The organism is Novacetimonas sp. GS1 (genome assembly GCF_036686925.1).
GTDB lineage: Bacteria > Pseudomonadota > Alphaproteobacteria > Acetobacterales > Acetobacteraceae > Novacetimonas > Novacetimonas hansenii.
The window spans coordinates 3054073-3071579 of the sequence record NZ_VSZP01000001.1; the positions used below are offsets into that span (position 1 = coordinate 3054073).

Here is a 17507-nt window from a genome sequence, read left to right on the forward strand (position 1 = left end):
GCCCCCAGATCGCATGCGACGGGCAGGAAGGTCGCGGCCTGCGTTCAATCAACGTTCAGCAAATGCCTTTTCAACGACATAGGCGCCAGGGCGGGAGTTATTACCCTCGTCAAAGCCGCGTTCCTGAAGCATTTTCTCCGTATCCGCCAGCATCTCCGGCGAACCGCAGATCATGACGCGGTCATGTTCGGGGTCCAGTTCGGGGATATTGAGATCCGTGAAGATCTTGCCCGTCTCGACCAGCTTGGTGATGCGATCGGTCACGGCGAACGGCTCACGCGTGACGGCGGGGTAATACAGCAGCTTGCCCGACACATCCTCGCCAAGGAACTCGTGCTGCGGCAGTTCGTGGCGGATATGGTTGGAATAGGCCAGCTCGCCCGAGACACGGACCGTATGGCTCAGGATCACATGCTCATACCGCTCATAGCATTCCGGGTCCTTGATAAGGCTCATGAACGGGGCAAGGCCCGTGCCCGTGGACAGGAAATACAGGTTGCGGCCCGGACGCAGGTTATCCAGCAACAGCGTCCCCACCGGCTTGCGCCCGATCAGGACCTTGTCCCCCACCTTCACATGACGCAGGCGCGAGGTCAGCGGGCCATCGGGCACGGCAATGGACAGGAATTCGAGGTTGTCCTCATAATTCGCGCTGGCGATGCTGTAGGCACGCAACAGCGGCTTTCCCTCAACCTCGATCCCGATCATCGCGAACTGCCCGTTTTCAAAACGCAGGGCGGGGTCACGCGTCGTGGTGAAGGAAAACAGGCGATCGGTCCAGTGATGGACCGTCAACACCGTTTCCGCGTTCAGGTGGCCATATTCCTTGACCGGCGGGGCAAGGTGATAAACACCCGGCTGCCCCTCCACCGGCGCCAGTCCGGACGGGACAGCATCAGCGGCGGGCGTGATCAACGTATCCGACATAAGGTCATTATTCTCCCGACTGACGCGGACGCGCGACAGGTTCCCCTGTCATATGCGTCCGGCGACAATTTTTCCAAGGCGGGAATGTTTAGGCTTCTGACGCGTTGTGTTCCAGCATAAACCTGCATAAATCGCCGCGAAGGAAGCAGAATTGCGTCTGATGCGACCCAACCGCCGTCATGCAATGGACGGTTTTCGCCCCACCCGACGCGGGCCGGGGCGCGAATTGAGTGCCCTTCGCCGTGTACGGGACATTGTCGTGCGCCCCCGGATGACGCACATAGGCAGGCATGACATCTGATCTTCCCGCCCGTGCGGCGCCTGCCCTGATCGCCATGGACGCGGCCATCGCGGCCACCGGCCTGAATGTGGAAACCCGCGAACGCCAGAAGCTGGAGCGCATCATCGCGCGCCTGCTGCAACCGGGGGCGGAACATATCGACGCGGACACGTTCCGCACGGCGCTGTGTACATTGCGGCGCAAGCCGTGGGGATCGCGCCTGATGGACATGACCCGCCGCGCGGGGCAGGTCTGGGTCACACGCGCCGATGCCGAAAGCGCGGCCAGCACACTTGACGACCCCGAACCCGACGACGCCCGCCTGCTGGCCGCGCTGCGCCCGGTGCTGCGCGCGCGCCTGCGCGATCAGGGCGACAGCGCGCGCGCGGCGGTGGACAACGTGCGCACCGACCTGTTCGATGGCACGGGGCGTATTCTGGCGGCGGCGGAACTGCGCACGCTCGCACTTGCGGCGGCGGACGCCTTCGACCTGCCTGATGCCGACGCCTTCGCGCGTGAGGTGGAGGACGCCGACACCCGCACCCGCAACCGGCGCGAGGAAATCGAACAGACCGCCCGCACCCGCCGCAAGGAGGAAGTCCAGCGCCTGCGGGAGTGGGAGACGCAGCTTGTCCCCTTTGCCGAGGTGCCCGGCCTGCTGCGCTGCTCCCACCGTGAGGCGCTGCGCTGGATTGCGGAAAAGCGCCTGCCGGTCGCACGTCGCGTGCCACAAAGGGATGGGCAGGAACGGTGGGAGTTCGATCCCGCCGAACTGATCGCCCTGCGCCCGCAGGTGCAGGCATGGCGGCATGACCATACCGAACGCGGCACCCCCACGCCGCTGGCCCCCGACCTGGGCGACCGGCGCGTGGGCAATGCCGTGATCGCGCAGGTTGCCGCCCTTGACCGCTATGCCGCGCATTTCACCACCGCACGTGCGCTGAAACGCCGCATCACGCTGGTGACAGGCCCGACCAACAGCGGCAAGTCACATACCGCGCTTGATGCACTCGCACGTGCGGAAAGCGGGCTGGCACTCGCGCCATTACGGTTGCTGGCGCATGAATTCCGCGAATCCCTGACCGCGCGCGGCGTGCCTACCTCGCTCGCCACTGGCGAGGAACGGATCGACGTCCCCGGCAGCCGCCACCTTGCCGCCACGGTGGAAATGTGTCCGCTGAACAATCCCGTCGATGTCGCCATCATCGACGAGGCACAGATGCTGACCGATCCAGACCGTGGGGCGGCATGGACAGCGGCCATCATGGGGGCACCGGCACGGCACCTGTTCATCCTTGGCGCACCGGATTGCATCCCCATGGTCCGGCGCATTGCCGAACTGTGTGGCGACCCGGTGGACGAAGTGCATCTGGAACGCAAAAGCCCGCTTGTCGCCGCCGACATGCCGGTGCGTATCCAGGACCTGCAACCCCATGACGCGCTGATTGCTTTTTCCCGGCGCGAGGTCCTGGACCTGCGTGCGCTGCTGCTTGCGCATGGCAGGCGCGTGGCCGTGGTCTATGGCGCGCTCAGCCCCGAAGTGCGCCGTGCGGAAGCCCAGCGCTTCAACCGGGGGGAGGCCGACATCCTGATCGCGACAGATGCGATCGGCATGGGGCTGAACCTGACCATCCGCCGCGTGGTCTTTGCCGCGCTGCGCAAGTTCGACGGCACGCAGACGCGCGATCTCAATGCGCAGGAAGTCAAGCAGATCGGCGGCCGTGCCGGACGATTTGGCAAGCATGAAAAGGGCATCGTCTCGGTGCTGGAGGGGGTCGGCAGCCCGTCCTTCATTCATGCCATGCTGGCCGCCCCACCGGCCCAGCTTGACGACCTGCGGCCACAGGTGCAGCCCGACGCGGATATCGTGCAGGCGGTCGCCGCCGAAATCGGTTCCGACAGCCTGTTCGGCGTGCTGGTACGCATCCGCCGCGCCGTCCTGCGCCGCGATGACCCGAATTACCGGCTGGCCAATATGGAACAGGCCTTCGCCATCGCAACAGCCCTCGAAGGGGTGGAGGGGCTGACGCTGGCGCAACGCTGGGTTTATGCGATGTGCCCGGTCGATGACCGCGACAATGGCATACAGCGCCTGGTGGGATGGGCTGCGGACCACGCGGCGGGCCATGCCGTGCCGCCACCGGGCACCGGCCGCCTGCCACCTGCCGAACGGGCGGAACGCAGCGAACTGGAACGCGCGGAAAAACGCCACAAACGGCTGGTGGCATGGCGGTGGCTGGCGCTACGCTTTCCCGATGCCTATCCCGACCGGGAGAATGCGGAAATCGCGACCACGCGCCTTAATGACTGGATCGAGGAGGTCTTGCGTCAGCAAAGTACGCGCACACGCGCCGAACTGCCGCAGATGCCCCCCCGTCGCCGTCACCACGACCGCACGGATCGCAGCCCCCGCGCCGACGAGCGCCCACGTGGCAGGCCACGGCGCAGGAAATAAGCGCCCACAGGCGGCGCCATCAACATATGAGACATAGCGCAGGGCGTGCGCTCCCTGCACCGTGATCCGTTCAGAGACTGTTTGAAAACAAGCTGTTGATAAAAAACAGGAAAAATTCTTGGGTGCTGTCTTTTCTCAAAAAGGCAGCGTCTTTCGAAGCTTTTTAGAAAAAGCTTCACCAAAAACTTTTATAATTTCAGTATGTTATCGAGGCTGACTTTTTACACAGTCGCTCATAAGACCCTGCCTGAAAACAGCCCATTGAGACGAAACGGGACATCTTCAGGCATTAACTTTTATCTTTTGAAAATATGCTGATTTGCAAAGCTTTTTTAAAAAATCTCTGTCAAGAACTCGCATCATTCCCATGGGGTATCGGGACAAAATTTTTACCCCCCTTACACAAGGGCACAACCATCGGGGGGGACAGGGGCAGCCTCCTGCGGATCACTGCCCCATCACACAGCTTATTTCACGCCAGCCCTGATGATGTCCGTCCCCCCCATATAGGGCCGCAGCACCTCCGGCACCGTGATGGAGCCATCTTCATTCTGTCCGTTTTCCATCACCGCAATCAGGGTGCGCCCGACCGCCAGCCCCGAACCATTGAGCGTATGGACAAAAGCGGGTTTCCCGTCCGCCGCGCGGTAACGGGCATTCATGCGGCGTGCCTGAAAATCACGGGTGGTCGAACATGACGAGATTTCACGCCACGCCTTCTGCCCCGGCAGCCATGCTTCAAGGTCAAAGGTACGGGCCGCGCCGAAACCGGTATCCCCCGCACATAGCAGCATCCGGCGATAGGGCACGCCCAGACGTTCAAGCACCATTTCCGCACAGCGGGTCATGCGTTCATGTTCCGCCTCGCTGTCTTCGGGTGCGGTAATGGACACCATTTCCACCTTCTGGAACTGGTGCTGACGCAGCATGCCGCGCGTATCGCGCCCTGCCGCCCCGGCCTCGCTACGAAAGCATGAGGACAGGGCGACCATGCGACGCGGCAGTGTATCGGCGGACAGGATTTCCCCCGCGACCGAGGCCGTCAGCGGCACTTCCGCCGTGGGCACCAGCCAGCGGCCATCGGTCGTGCGAAAGGACTGGTCCGCGAATTTCGGCAGCTTGTCAGTGCCATACATCGCCTCGTCATTCACCAGCACGGGGACGGCAGTCTCGTCATACCCGTTTTCACGTGTATGCAGGTCCAGCATGAACTGTCCCAACGCGCGCTCCATCCGCGCCAGCGCACCACGCAGGACCACGAACCGCGCGCCCGACAGGCGTGAGGCGGTTTCGAAATCCATCAGGCCCAGCGCCTCGCCAAGTTCGAAATGCTCCTTTGCGGGAAAGCCCATCTCCCGCACGGTGCCCCAGGTGTGACACACGACATTGGCGCTTTCGTCCCGGCCATCGGGCACACCCGCATCAAGGCGGTTGGGCAGGCATTCCAACGTCCCGCGCAGTTTCGTATCCAGATCGGCCACCTGCGTGGACAGTTCCTCCATCCGGTCGCGCAGGGCGGCGGATTTCGCCTCCACCGCCGAACTGTCGGCCCCGGTGCGGCGCAGGGCGCCAACTTCCTTCGACAGGGTCTTGCGCTGGGCCTGACATTCCTGCAACGCGGTTTCGGCGGCACGGCGGTCGCGATCCAGTTCAAGCAGAACGTGCGCAACGGGGGCTTCGCCCCGCCGGGTCAGGTCGGCGTCGAACGCGTCGGGGTCGGCGCGAAGGGCGCGCAGGTCATGCATCAGGAATCCTCCTCGGTCTCGTCCACGCGACGGGGGGCGACCATGCGCGCGCAGACGATGGAAATTTCATAAAGCCCGATCATCGGCACCGCCAGACCGGTCTGGGTAATCACGTCGGGCGGCGTCAGGACGGCGGCAATCACGAATGCCCCGACATAGGCATAACGCCGCACCCGCGCCAGCCCGTCCGCCGTCACCAGCCCCACCCGCGCCAGCAGCGTCAGTACGACCGGCAGTTCGAAGGCGGTGCCGAACGCCAGAATCAGCTTCATCACCAGCGACAGATATTCCGACACCTTGGCCTGCAACTGGATGGCGATGCCATCCGCCCCATGGCCGCCCGCATTCTGGAACGAGAGGAAGAATTTCCACGCGGCGGGAAAGACGAAATAATATGCCAGCGACGCACCCAGCGCGAACATCACCGGGGTCGCGACCAGAAACGGCGCAAAGGCGCGCTTTTCACTGCGATACAGGCCCGGCGCGATGAAGATCCATGCCTGTATGGCGATCATGGGAAAGGACAGGCAGGCCGCGCCAAAGAACGCCACCTTCATATAGGTAAAGAACGCTTCCGCCAGCGCGGTATAGATCAGGTGCGGCTGTTCGCCCTGCTGGCGCATGATGTCCGCAAGCGGCCGCGCGAGGAACATGTAAAGCTGGGTCGAATAATAATAACAGACCGCGAAACAGACCGCGAAGGTCGCGACCGACCACAACAGGCGTCGCCTGAGTTCCACAAGGTGCTCAAGCAGTGGCATGGGCTGGTCATCAAGCTTATCGTCGTTCAGCGTCGTATCCCCCGGCATGGGCCAGACATTCAGGAACTGGTCGTATCGGCCGCGCGCGCCGGGGCGACGCGGTGGCCCGCATGGATCACGCGCACCGGCGGCAGGAACGCGGGCGGGTGCAGGCGCGCGCGTTCATCGGCAATCCGGCGCGCGACCTGTGGCGGCACGAAATCCGGCGCGGGCGGACCGGCCATTACGGGCCATGTGACGGGATCATCATGCAATGACGCGATGCCCGGCACCGCTGTTGGCGCGCGATAACGCGATGGCATCGCAACCTCGTCCATCGGCGGATATGTCGCATCCCCACCTGTCGGCGGCGGGGTGATGGTGGGGGCGGACAACGCCGTCCCGGCGTCGAGTGGCCGGTCATCAAGCGCGCGGCGCAAACTGCCATCACCATCGACCGCGCGCATGATCTGGTCACGCACATTCATCCTGCGCAGGCGGCCAAGCTGGTCACGTGCCTCCGTCAGGTCGGCCTCGCGCACCATTTCATCGACATGGGTCTGGAATTCGGCCGCCATCTTGCGCGCCTTCTTGATCAGGCCCGTTACCGTGCGGATGGCCACCGGCATGTCCTTCGGCCCGATCAGCAACAGGCCCACCGCCCCGATCAGGGCAAATTCAGACCACGCGAAATCGAACATGACACCCTGCCCTCTCCTGCCGCGCAGGCAGTAAAACCACCTGCCGGGACCAGCATCCCACCAACCCGTCGCACTGCGTGCATAAACCTGTCCGCAGACCTATCACGCATCGGGCGGGGCGCAAACCGCATCATCGGACACGGCCTCCGCATGCGCCGCATCCCCTGCCACACCCCCTGTTGTATCCCCTGTTATATCCCCGGCCGCACCGGGCTGCTCCGGCTGCATGTCGTCGGGCAACGCCCCCACCGCATCCGGCTGCCCAAAGATATCGGCGCTCCCCTGCCCCTCGTCGATGGCACCAGACGATGGCAGGTCGGGCACATCCACCAGCAGTTCCTCCCGGCGCGGCAGGTCACGCAGGTCACGCAACCCGAAATGCCGCAAGAACCCGGACGATGTCCCCCACAGGATCGGCCGCCCCGGCACCTCCTTGCGCCCCAGCGGCATGACCAGTTCGGCCTCCAGCAGGGTATCAAGCACCTGCTGGCTCAGCGACACGCCACGTATCCCCTCGATCTCAGCGCGGGTGCAGGGCTGGTGATAGGCGATGATCGCCAGCGTTTCCATGGTGGAGCGGGCCAGCCTGCGCGGACGGCGCAGAACCCGCGTCAGGCGTGGCGCAAGGTCGGCCGCGGTGCGGAACTGCCACCCGCCCGCGACCGCCACCGGCATGACGCCGCGCCCCTCATACAGCGCCAGCAACGCATCAAGCGTCGCACGGGTATAGGCGGCAAGATCGTCCACACCGGCAGGGATATCGCCCTGCGTTTCCAGCAGTTCCGCAATGGCGCGTTCACTGACCGGTTCGGCGCGTGCGAAAATCAGTGCCTCCACCAGACGTACGGACATGTCCGACACCACCATCCCCGCCGCCACAGCCGGGCTGTCCCCGCCTTCGCGCCCGTCATCCCCATGGGATGCGCGATCCCGCGATGGCACATCCATGGCGGACCCACCGGACAGTGGCAACCGGGGTGCGGCAGGGTCCTCATCGGGCGGGATTGTCGTCATGCCGTCTGCACTCCTGTCTCCAGTATTTCGGCCTGCGGGTTACGGCGCAGTTCAATGCGGCCGAATTCCTCGTTCTGGCGTAATTCTATGATCCCGCTCTTGGCCATCTCCAGCGTAGCAAGCAGCGTGCCCGCCACCGCCGCACGCTGCTGCGCACGGCGTTCGTCCTCCTGCGGTGCGTCCATCCGCCCCGCCTCACGCGCGGTGGGCAGGAACGCATCCAGGCCGCACCAGTCAGGCACCATGTCCGCGCCCAGAAGGTCACGCAGGCGGCGCAACGCATCCTGCACCGTCCAGAAATGGAACTGCCGCGGGCGATAGGCACGCTTGCGCGCATGCCGCCGCATGGCCGTCATGTAACCACGCATCAGTTGGGCGATATCCACCGCAAGGCCGGAGCGGTCGACCTCCACAAGGTCTTCGGCCTCCCCACGTTCAAACACGTCATGCCCGAGGCAGGGCCGCGCCCCAAGCCAGCGCGCCAGCAGACCGATCCGTTCGAGTTCCACCAGCCGCGCCTGCAATGCGCCTGCCGCCTCCTCCGCATCCAAGGCATCCTCGTCATGCGCGGGCAGCAGCAGGCGTGATTTCAGCCACGCCAGCCACGCCGCCATGACCAGCCAGTCGGCCGCAAGTTCCAGCCGCAGGTCACGCACGGAATCGACTACGGCAAGGTACTGCTCCACAAGCTGGAGGATGGAAATGCGCGACAGGTCAACCTTCTGCGCACGCGCCAGCTCCAGCAGCAGGTCCATCGGCCCGTCGAACCCGTCAAGGTGCAGGACCGGGGACATCACGACCGGCGCATGCCCCTCCGCCGTGGCCGCATCCTCCATATCCCCCCGGTCCCCCACGTCCTCAGCGGACATGGGGGCATTCCCGGCGACCGGCATGAAAAACGATCATGCCGCAGGCTCAGAACCGGACCGGGTTACAGGCCAGTCCGTGCGCCTTGACCTGCTGGCAGAAGGCAGAAGCCTGCGCGGTGGAGGCGAATCCCTTGACACGCAGGCGATAGAACACAGTCCCGTTATGCTCGGCGCGGACAATGGCGGGCTGGCGATCGCCAAACAGGGAGGCATACTGGCTTTGCAGCCGTCCCCAGCTTTTCCGGGCTGCCGCCTCGCTGTCGAGTGCCGCGAGCTGCACGCCATACTGCCCGCCCGCCGCATGCGAAACGGCACCATGATGCGCGCCGGACGGCGCGGCAGCGGGGGCATGGTCATCTTCATCCGACGCCCCGTCCGCCTCCTCCGTCGCCTGCGGTGCGGACACCGGCGCGGGCTGCGGGGGTGCAACGGCAGGGGTAGCAGCAGCAGGGGTGGCAGCAGCAGGGATGCTCGCAGCGGTGGATGGCGCCGCCCCCTCCTCCGTCTGCGCCGAAGCCAGCGGCGTGGCCTGCACGCCCGGCGCGGCGGCGCCTGCCTGTGCCGGGGCGGGGGTTGCCGGTGCCTCCGTCTGCCCATACTGGCGGGCCATGGCGTCGGGGCGCGGCTGTTCCGGGCCGGGGGCCATATGCGCGCCGTCGCCGCCACCATCCCCCACGCCTGGACCATCAGCGCCCAGCACCTGCATCCCGCCCGGGTCCGCCGGTTTGACACGCAACGCACCCGGCGGCGGACCAATCACGGGAATGCCGTTCTGGTGATGGCCAAACAATGACCACCCGCCCACGAACACGATCAGCAGCCCCCCAAGGCCCGCTGCCCCGAACAGCAGTTTGCGCGTCATCGGGTCGTTGCCACCCAACAACCCCGAACCCAGCAGCCCGCTTACGGTGGACATGATCCCACGCCCACGCCCGCCACGGCGGTCCGCCCCGGATTCGGGCGGTTCCATTGGCGCGCGCGGGGCGTCATCCTCGTCCCCGTAATCGGGGCTCATGCGCTCACGCTCGCGGTTGATCCGATCCTCGTGCGGGTTACGATCGGTGGGGTCTGCTGAACTCATCGCATCTCCTTGACCGGCTCGACACCAAGGACGCGCAGACCCGAACGGATCACACGCGCCGTGGCTTCCACCAGTGCCAGTTTCGTACGCGTCAGTTGGGCGTCATCCTCATGCAGGAAACGCAGGGTGGCGTCATCACGCCCACGGTTCCACAACGCATGGAAATCCGCCGCCAGTTCCTGCAGGTAAAAGGCGATGCGATGCGGTTCATGCGCGATGGCCGCACTTTCGACCACGCGCGGCCACTGTGCCATGCGCCCCAGCAGCGCCAGTTCCGCATCCGACGACAGCCCCGACAGATCAAGCGCGGCCAGCGCCTCCGCCGACAGATCGCCCGCAAGCCTGCCCGCCTGTGCCAGTTCGGCCGCGCCACGCAGCACGGAGCAGCAGCGCGCATGGGCGTACTGCACGTAAAAGACCGGGTTGTCGCGGCTTTGCGCCACAACCTGGTCAAGGTCGAATTCCATCTGCGCATCGGCCTTGCGCGTCAGCATCGTAAAGCGCACGGCATCGCGCCCAACCTCGTCAATCAGGTCACGCAGGGTGACGAATGTGCCCGCACGTTTGGACATGCGCACCGGTTGCCCGTCACGCACAATGCGCACGATCTGGCACAGCAGGACGTCAAGTTCAGGCTTCCCATCCTGCCCCAGCGCCGCGACGGCGGCCTTCATGCGCGTGACATAGCCCCCATGGTCCGCGCCCCACACGTCAATCAGCACATCGGCCCCGCGCGCGATCTTGTCCGCGTGATAGCCGATATCATTGGCGAAATAGGTGTTCGACCCGTCGGACTTACGCAGCGGACGGTCCACGTCATCACCGAATTCGGTGGAGCGGAACAGCGTCTGCGGTCGTGCTTCCCAATCCTCGGGCAGCTTGCCCTTGGGCGGTTCCAGCACACCTTCATAAATCAGGCCCTTGGCCGTCAGGCGGTCGATGGCACGGTTGGTTTCCCCATCCGCAAGGATCTTCGCCTCGCTTGTGAAGACGTCGTGATGCACGCCCAGTGCTTCGAGGTCCTCGCGGATCATGGCCATCATGCGCGCCACCGTTTCGGTCCGCACGGTCTGCATCCAGACATCCACCGGTGCGGGCCGACCACCATCGGCCGCCAGCGACGTGCCATGTCGGGCGGCCAGTTCCTCGCCCACGGGCACGAGGTAATCGCCGCCATACTGGATGCCGCCGGGCACGAGGGCTGCGAATTCATCCTGCGTCAACGTGGTGCCGATCGCCTGCAGGTAACGCCAGTATGCAGCCCATGCCAGCGCCGTAACCTGCGCCCCGGCATCGTTGATGTAATATTCCTTGGTCACGCCATATCCCGCCTTCGACAGCAGGTTCGCCAGCGCGTCCCCCACCACCGCGCCACGGCAGTGCCCGACATGCATCGGCCCCGTGGGATTGGCGGAGACATATTCGACATTGACCTTCACACCGTCACCCACATGGCCATCACCATAGGAGTCGCCGGCACGCAGCACCTGTGCCGCGACCTCCTGCAGGACCGCCGGGGCAAGCTTCAGGTTCACAAATCCCGGCCCTGCCGCCTGCGCCGCGGTGATACCGGGCACGGATTCGAGCACACGGGCCAGGTCCGCCGCGATGTCGGCGGGTTTGCGTCGCGCGACCTTCGCCACCAGCAGCGCCGCATTCGTCGCAAGGTCGCCATGCGATGGATCGCGCGTGGGCGTGACCTCCACCCGCGCCACGATGGCGGGGGGCAGATCGGGCACGACCTGGCCCAGTGCCTCGCGCACATGCGAAAGATAGCGGACGAACAGACTGTCAGACATGTGGTGCGGTTTCCCAAAATTGACACCCGGAGCCACAGGCCCGGAAAACATAACGCGGCACACAGGCCATATCCCGAAACGGGGCATGGCATGATGCCATGCTGTTTCACCCCGGCGAGGACAGGTCCGTCAACCGCCGATATTCCTCCATCGCCAGACGGTCGGTCATCCCGGCTATATAATCCGCCACGACCCGGTGCGCATCGGCCATCTTTTTGGCATCACGCGCCGCCAGCGCATCTTCGCGCCAGCCATCGGGCAGCAGCGTCATGTTTTCCGACAGGATGGTGAAAATCGATTCGACCGTCAGCCGCGCCTTGCGCGTCATGCGGTTTACCCGCCAGTGGCGATACAGCCGGGCATACAGGAACTTGCGGATTTCCAGATTCGCCACGCGCATCGCCTCGCTATATGCCACCACGGGATAGGGCGCATGGCGGATGTCATCGGCACAGGTGGGCGACAGGCGTTCCAGATTACGCTGTGTCTGTGCCGTAAGGTCGGTGGCCAGCACGTTGATGACCCGGCGGATCGTCTCGTGCCGCAGGCGTGGGTCATTCGCCCCGCACCGTTCGGCCCCGACCTCGCGCTGCACCAGCCGTGCCTGGGCCAGGGCATCGCCCACCACGGGCAAATCCTCCAGGTCGGGCAGGTGCAGCAGACCCGCGCGCAGCCCGTCATCAAGGTCATGGGCGTGATAGGCGATATCGTCCGACTGCGCCGCGACCTGTGCCTCCGCCGAAGCAAAACTGCCAAGTTCCAGCCCATGGCGGGCGGCATAATCGGCGACATAGGCCGTGGGATGATCCACCGGCCCGTTATGCTTGGCCAACCCCTCCAGCAGTTCCCATGTCAGGTTCAGCCCGTCAAAAGCAAAATAATGCCGCTCCAGCATCGTCACCAATCGCAGGGACTGCGTATTATGATCGAACCCGCCCCATGGCTGCATCGCCGCCGACAATGCCTCCTCCCCCGCATGGCCAAAGGGGGTGTGACCGACATCATGCGCCAGTGCCAGCCCTTCGGTCAGGTCTTCGTCAAGGTGCAGCCTGCGTGCGATGGAACGCGCAATCTGCGCCACCTCCAGCGAATGTGTCAGGCGGGTACGGAAAAAATCGCCTTCGTGATTCAGGAATACCTGCGTCTTGTATTGCAAGGTACGGAAGGCGGCGGAATGGACGATGCGGTCCCGATCGCGCTGCCATGGCGTGCGCGTGGGGGCTTCGGCCTCCTTGTGAAGGCGGCCGCGCGCGGTCGCGATCTGGACAGCATAGGGGGCGACACTCATATATACCTCTATCCCGCATGAAGGCCGGGCGCGATGGCCGCGCATCCGTCCTTTGTCCGATAACCTGCCCCGGACGCGATGGCTACCATGCCGCCACGTTCGCGGGTTCCGTCACACGATGGTGATACCCGATGGACAAGACCACCGACCACCCCACCCCCGCCAGTTTCCGCGTCTCTGACGGTGCAATCAGGCGCCTGCGCGAAATCATCGACGAACAGGGCGAAGCCTCCGCCACGCCGCCGGGCCTGCGGGTTTCCGTTCTGGCGGGCGGGTGCAACGGGTTCCAGTACAAATTCGCGCTGGAAACCGCCATCGCCCCCGACGACATCGTCATCCCGGCGGGGAAGACACATGTGATCGTCGATCCTGCCAGCCTCGACCTGCTTGAGGGCGGGGAACTTGATTTCAAGGATAGCCTGATGGGCGCGCACTTCACCATCCGCAATCCGCAGGCGACCTCGTCATGCGGATGTGGCACCAGTTTCTCGGTTGACTGACGCGCAATGAAATTCGCCACCTGGAACGTCAATTCCATCCGCCAGCGCCACGACCATGTCCTACAATGGCTGGAACGTGAACAGCCCGACCTGATTGGCCTGCAGGAAATCAAATGCATCGAGGACCAGTTCCCCGCCGATGCGTTTCGCAAGGCCGGATATGAAAGCGTGGTCGTCGGGCAGAAAAGCTATAACGGCGTCGCCATCCTGTCGCGCGTGCCGTTCACGGTGACGCACCGTGCCCTGCCGGGATGGGAATGCGAACCACCACAGGCGCGCTATGTCGAAATCCGGACAGAGGCACTGACATTTGGCAACCTTTATCTGCCCAACGGCAATTCGGGCGGGAAAGCGGGCTATGACAACAAACTGGCCTTCATGGCGGCACTGGCGCAACATGCACGTGACCTGCTGCATGCGGGCACGGATTTCGTGCTGACGGGGGATTACAATGTCTGCCCGACGGACGAAGACCTCGCCCCCGGCGCATTGCCCCCCGATGATGCACTGGTGCGCCCGGCATCGCGCGCGGCCTTTCGCACGCTGTTGTGGCTGGGGCTGACCGATGCGTTGCGCGCGCTGCATCCGGTGGGACGTTTTTATACGTTCTGGGATTATCAGGCAGGCGCATGGCAGCGTGACAGCGGGTTACGCATCGACCATGCCCTGCTGTCGCCCCGCGTGGCCGAACGGCTGCTGAGCGCCATCCCCGACCGGGAAGAACGGAACATGACGCAGCCTTCCGACCATGTCCCGCTGATTGTCACACTGCGCGACGCGGTGGCCTGAAAGAAATATTCAAAAAAGAAATATTCAAAGAAATATTCCCGGATATGCGGGGGCGTCGCACACATGCAAGAGCCGGGCACCCCGGCTCCTGCGGGATGCAGAACGCAGGGCGGCCGCCCCATGCATCGTGATCTGCTGAAGCAACTGTTGGAACATGCAGGTCACGTCACAGGCTGAATAATAAAAGTTTCTGGCAATGTGTTTGCCAGAACGCGTTAAAGGGCGTTGCCTGATTGGAAAACGGCAATACCCGGTAACTTTTATCATTCCTTATCAATGGATTATTTTCATAAGGACAGATAAGAGACTGTTTGAAAAGTCAGGCTCGATAACATCCTGGAATCATAAAAGTTTTTGGTGAAGCTTTTTCCAAAAAGCTTCAGAAGACGCCGCCTTTTTCGATCGAACGGCGGCACCCGAAAACTTTTCTTTTTTTCATCAATGAGTTGTTCTCAGACACTCTCTAATATCTTTGGGCAAGGGGTGGGGACAAAGCCCACCCCTGCCTGTCCTTTATGGCGAATGCGGCGTCACCATGACGGAGCAATGACGCGGCGCAGGCAGCGGGGTAAAGGTGCGCAACGTGCCGCGCATACGGAATTCCCCGAAATTCATGTCCAGCCGGTCCGATACGCCATTTTCAAAATATCGCATGCCGATATCGAAATCCGGCGGCATGTCGTGCGTCGCATGGTCGTAATAGGCCACATGCGTCGCAACCGACCCCAGATGTGCCAGCGCGGGGATATCCGTCTGTGCTGGCGGTGGCTTCCACCCCATCAGGACAATGAAGGTGTCGATGGCCCCTTTTTCCGTGGTGCCATCGAACAGGACAGGTTCGATGGTGGCCTGTCCCGCGCGTCCGGCGGCGATGATCGCGCGGGTATGCGCCACAGGAAACAGCGTACCCGCCGCAAGGGGGACGACGCTTACGCCCGGTTGGGTATAACGCACCTGACCACCGGTGGCTGTCATCGTCGCCTCGCCACTGATCTTCTGTTCCGTCACGCCACTGCCGTATTGATGGGTGCGAAAGACCATGTGGCCACCGTCCTTGTCCTCCAGCACGGCGTAATCGGTACGGATTTCCGTCTGCACGCCACTGCGCGATGCAGTCTGCAGGTTAAGTTCCTGCTGCGTGGACCATGCGGAACATGCATCGGACAGCACATAGGTCATGCTGCCACTTGCAGAGACGATCTGACCACCACTGACGGATTGCAGCGTCAGGTCATATACCGCGCGATGTGGCGTCAGTGGTGTCGGGGTTTCCGCCCCCCTGGCCGGGGGCATCAGCCCCAGAACCAGCCCCATCGCCATTCCTGCCGTCACCATCCGGGCCGCACCCATGCACACGCCCCGCCAGCGTGGCGCGTTCATGACGCAGGCCCGGATGGCACGATGCATGCCGTCAGTCTTTCTTTGGGGTTTCGGAGGTTTTCACGACTACCGGCTTTGGCTTGGGCAGGTCCAGCGCCAGAGACAGTTCTTTCAGGCGTGCGCTCTCCACCGGGGCGGGCGCGCCCATCATCAGATCCTCACCCTGCTGATTCAGCGGGAAGAGAATGACCTCGCGGATATTGGGTTCATCAGCCAGAAGCATGACGATACGGTCCACACCCGGCGCGGACCCGCCATGCGGCGGCGCGCCATAGCGGAAGGCGTTGAGCATGCCGCCAAAACGGGCCTCGACCTCGCTTTCGGGATAGCCCGCGATCTCGAACGCACGGATCATCACATCAGGACGATGGTTGCGGATCGCACCCGACGACAGCTCGATACCATTACATACGATATCGTACTGGTAGGCCTTGATCGTCAGCGGGTCCTGCTTTTCCAGTGCTTCCATCCCGCCCTGCGGCATGGAGAACGGATTATGGGAGAAGTCGATCTGTCCCGTATCCTCGTTTCGCTCGAACATCGGGAAGTCCGTGATCCAGCAGAAACGGAAGGCATTTTCCTCGATCAGGTCAAGTTCAGTCGCAATGCGCGTGCGCACCAGGCCGGAGAACCTGGCGACCTCATCCCCCTTGCCCGCGGCAAAGAAGACCGCGTCGCCTGCCTTCAGGCCCGTCTTGTCACGGATGGCGGCGATACGTTCGGGCTCAAGGTTCTTGGCGATCGGCCCTTTGCCGCCATCTTCGGCGAAGATGATATAGCCAAGGCCACCGGCACCGACTTCACGTGCCCAGGCATTGAGCTTGTCAAAAAACGCACGCGGCTTTTCCCCTGCGCCGGGGGCGGGGATGGCGCGCACCTGACCGCCATCGGCGACGATACGGGCGAACAGGCCGAATCCGGATTCTGCAAAAGAGTCCGTGACATCGGAAATCTTCAGCGGGTTGCGCAGGTCGGGCTTGTCGCTGCCATAGACTTCCATGGCGGTGGCATAGGGAATGCGCTCGAACGGGGCCTTGCTGACGATACGCCCGCCGCCGAATTCACGAAACACCCCTTCCATCACCGGCTCCAGCGTCGCGAACACATCTTCCTGCGTCGCGAACGCCATTTCGAAGTCAAGCTGGTAGAATTCGCCCGGTGAACGGTCGGCGCGCGCGGCTTCGTCGCGGAAGCACGGCGCGATCTGGAAATAACGGTCGAAGCCCGCGACCATCGCCAACTGCTTGAACTGTTGCGGGGCCTGCGGCAGAGCATAGAACTTGCCCGGATGCATGCGCGCGGGAACAAGGAAGTCGCGCGCGCCTTCGGGCGAGGACGCCGTCAGGATGGGCGTCTGGAATTCAACGAACCCCAGGTCGGTCATCCGCCGACGCAGGCTTGCGATCACCTGCGCGCGCAGCATGATGTTGCGATGGACCTTTTCCCGGCGCAGGTCGATATAGCGATAGGTCAGGCGCAGGTCCTCGGGGTAGTTTTCCTGCCCTGCGACCTGGAACGGCAGCACATCGGCCGCCGACTGCACATCAATCTGCTGGGCGCGGACCTCGATATCCCCTGTCGGCAGGTTCGGGTTTTTCGTCGCGGCGTCCCGCAGGACAACTTCGCCCGTAATGGTCAGGACGCTTTCGACGCGGATCTTTTCCGCAAGTTCCAGCACAGGCGATCCCGCCGGGATCACGATCTGGGTCAGGCCGAAATGGTCGCGCAGATCAATGAACAGCAGGCCGCCGTGATCTCGCTTGCTGTGTACCCATCCGGAAAGGCGGGCCGTCTGCCCGGCGTCGCTGGCCCGCAGGGCCGCACAGCTATGGGTACGATAGGGATGCATGATCTCGTCCTGTCCAACCTGTTTCAGGGGTGCCGGGCGGCCGTTACAGCCGTCCGTTCCCGCAGGCGCGACAAAGCCAATCTGCCCCGC

At 63.7% G+C, this 17507-nt stretch carries 14 protein-coding genes; 3 read left to right on the plus strand and 11 right to left on the minus strand.

Going from position 1 to position 17507, the window contains the following annotated elements:
* Positions 1–48 precede the first annotated feature (48 nt).
* On the minus strand, positions 49–927 hold the full coding sequence (locus FYB92_RS13425; RefSeq protein ID WP_003618006.1) for a ferredoxin--NADP reductase: 879 nt from the start codon (positions 925–927) through the stop codon (positions 49–51).
* Positions 928–1217: 290 nt separating this feature from the next.
* Here FYB92_RS13425 and FYB92_RS13430 point away from each other — a divergent pair, with 290 nt between their 5' ends.
* Entirely contained in the window at positions 1218–3662 is a 2445-nt protein-coding gene (locus FYB92_RS13430) for a helicase-related protein (protein WP_332828801.1), read from the plus strand.
* Between the two features lie 467 nt (positions 3663–4129).
* Here the strand turns inward: FYB92_RS13430 and serS are convergent, their stop codons facing one another.
* The 8 genes from serS to FYB92_RS13470 all read right to left on the minus strand — a co-directional run bounded on the left by serS (position 4130) and on the right by FYB92_RS13470 (position 12899).
* Positions 4130–5407: a serine--tRNA ligase gene (serS, locus tag FYB92_RS13435; protein ID WP_062808646.1), complete on the minus strand. Its 1278-nt coding sequence runs from the start codon at positions 5405–5407 to the stop codon at positions 4130–4132.
* Positions 5407–6216 (minus strand): twin-arginine translocase subunit TatC, encoded by an 810-nt coding sequence (gene tatC, locus FYB92_RS13440; protein ID WP_003618000.1) that lies wholly within the window; start codon positions 6214–6216, stop codon positions 5407–5409. Before tatC ends, serS begins: the two co-directional genes overlap by 1 nt.
* Positions 6217–6227: 11 nt before the next feature.
* Complete coding sequence (gene tatB, locus FYB92_RS13445) at positions 6228–6848, minus strand: Sec-independent protein translocase protein TatB (RefSeq protein ID WP_003617999.1); 621 nt, start codon at positions 6846–6848, stop codon at positions 6228–6230.
* 102 nt (positions 6849–6950) lie between these two features.
* Complete coding sequence (scpB, locus tag FYB92_RS13450; protein WP_192266537.1) at positions 6951–7715, minus strand: SMC-Scp complex subunit ScpB; 765 nt, start codon at positions 7713–7715, stop codon at positions 6951–6953.
* Positions 7716–7858: 143 nt separating this feature from the next.
* Positions 7859–8698, minus strand: a complete 840-nt coding sequence (locus FYB92_RS13455) for a ScpA family protein (RefSeq protein ID WP_048859157.1) — start codon at positions 8696–8698, stop codon at positions 7859–7861.
* A gap of 79 nt (positions 8699–8777) precedes the next feature.
* Positions 8778–9812, minus strand: coding sequence for an SPOR domain-containing protein (locus FYB92_RS13460; RefSeq protein WP_332828802.1), 1035 nt, complete (start codon positions 9810–9812; stop codon positions 8778–8780).
* Positions 9809–11611: an arginine--tRNA ligase gene (gene argS / locus FYB92_RS13465; protein WP_075596013.1), complete on the minus strand. Its 1803-nt coding sequence runs from the start codon at positions 11609–11611 to the stop codon at positions 9809–9811. Before argS ends, FYB92_RS13460 begins: the two co-directional genes overlap by 4 nt.
* Before the next feature lie 106 nt (positions 11612–11717).
* Positions 11718–12899 (minus strand): deoxyguanosinetriphosphate triphosphohydrolase, encoded by a 1182-nt coding sequence (locus FYB92_RS13470; protein WP_062808643.1) that lies wholly within the window; start codon positions 12897–12899, stop codon positions 11718–11720.
* Between the two features lie 131 nt (positions 12900–13030).
* Here FYB92_RS13470 and FYB92_RS13475 point away from each other — a divergent pair, with 131 nt between their 5' ends.
* Entirely contained in the window at positions 13031–13399 is a 369-nt protein-coding gene (locus FYB92_RS13475; protein WP_075595961.1) for an iron-sulfur cluster assembly accessory protein, read from the plus strand.
* A gap of 6 nt (positions 13400–13405) precedes the next feature.
* Positions 13406–14188 carry an exodeoxyribonuclease III gene (locus tag FYB92_RS13480; RefSeq protein ID WP_003617991.1) on the plus strand — a complete coding sequence of 261 codons (783 nt, stop codon included), beginning with the start codon at positions 13406–13408 and terminating at the stop codon, positions 14186–14188.
* Between the two features lie 513 nt (positions 14189–14701).
* On the opposite strand, the gene FYB92_RS13485 is transcribed toward FYB92_RS13480, so the two are convergent.
* Together FYB92_RS13485 and aspS are read right to left on the minus strand one after the other, a co-directional pair.
* On the minus strand, positions 14702–15595 hold the full coding sequence (locus FYB92_RS13485) for a cell envelope integrity EipB family protein (protein ID WP_062808640.1): 894 nt from the start codon (positions 15593–15595) through the stop codon (positions 14702–14704).
* A gap of 4 nt (positions 15596–15599) precedes the next feature.
* Positions 15600–17417, minus strand: a complete 1818-nt coding sequence (gene aspS, locus FYB92_RS13490) for an aspartate--tRNA ligase (RefSeq protein ID WP_040511565.1) — start codon at positions 17415–17417, stop codon at positions 15600–15602.
* Positions 17418–17507: the final 90 nt, after the last annotated feature.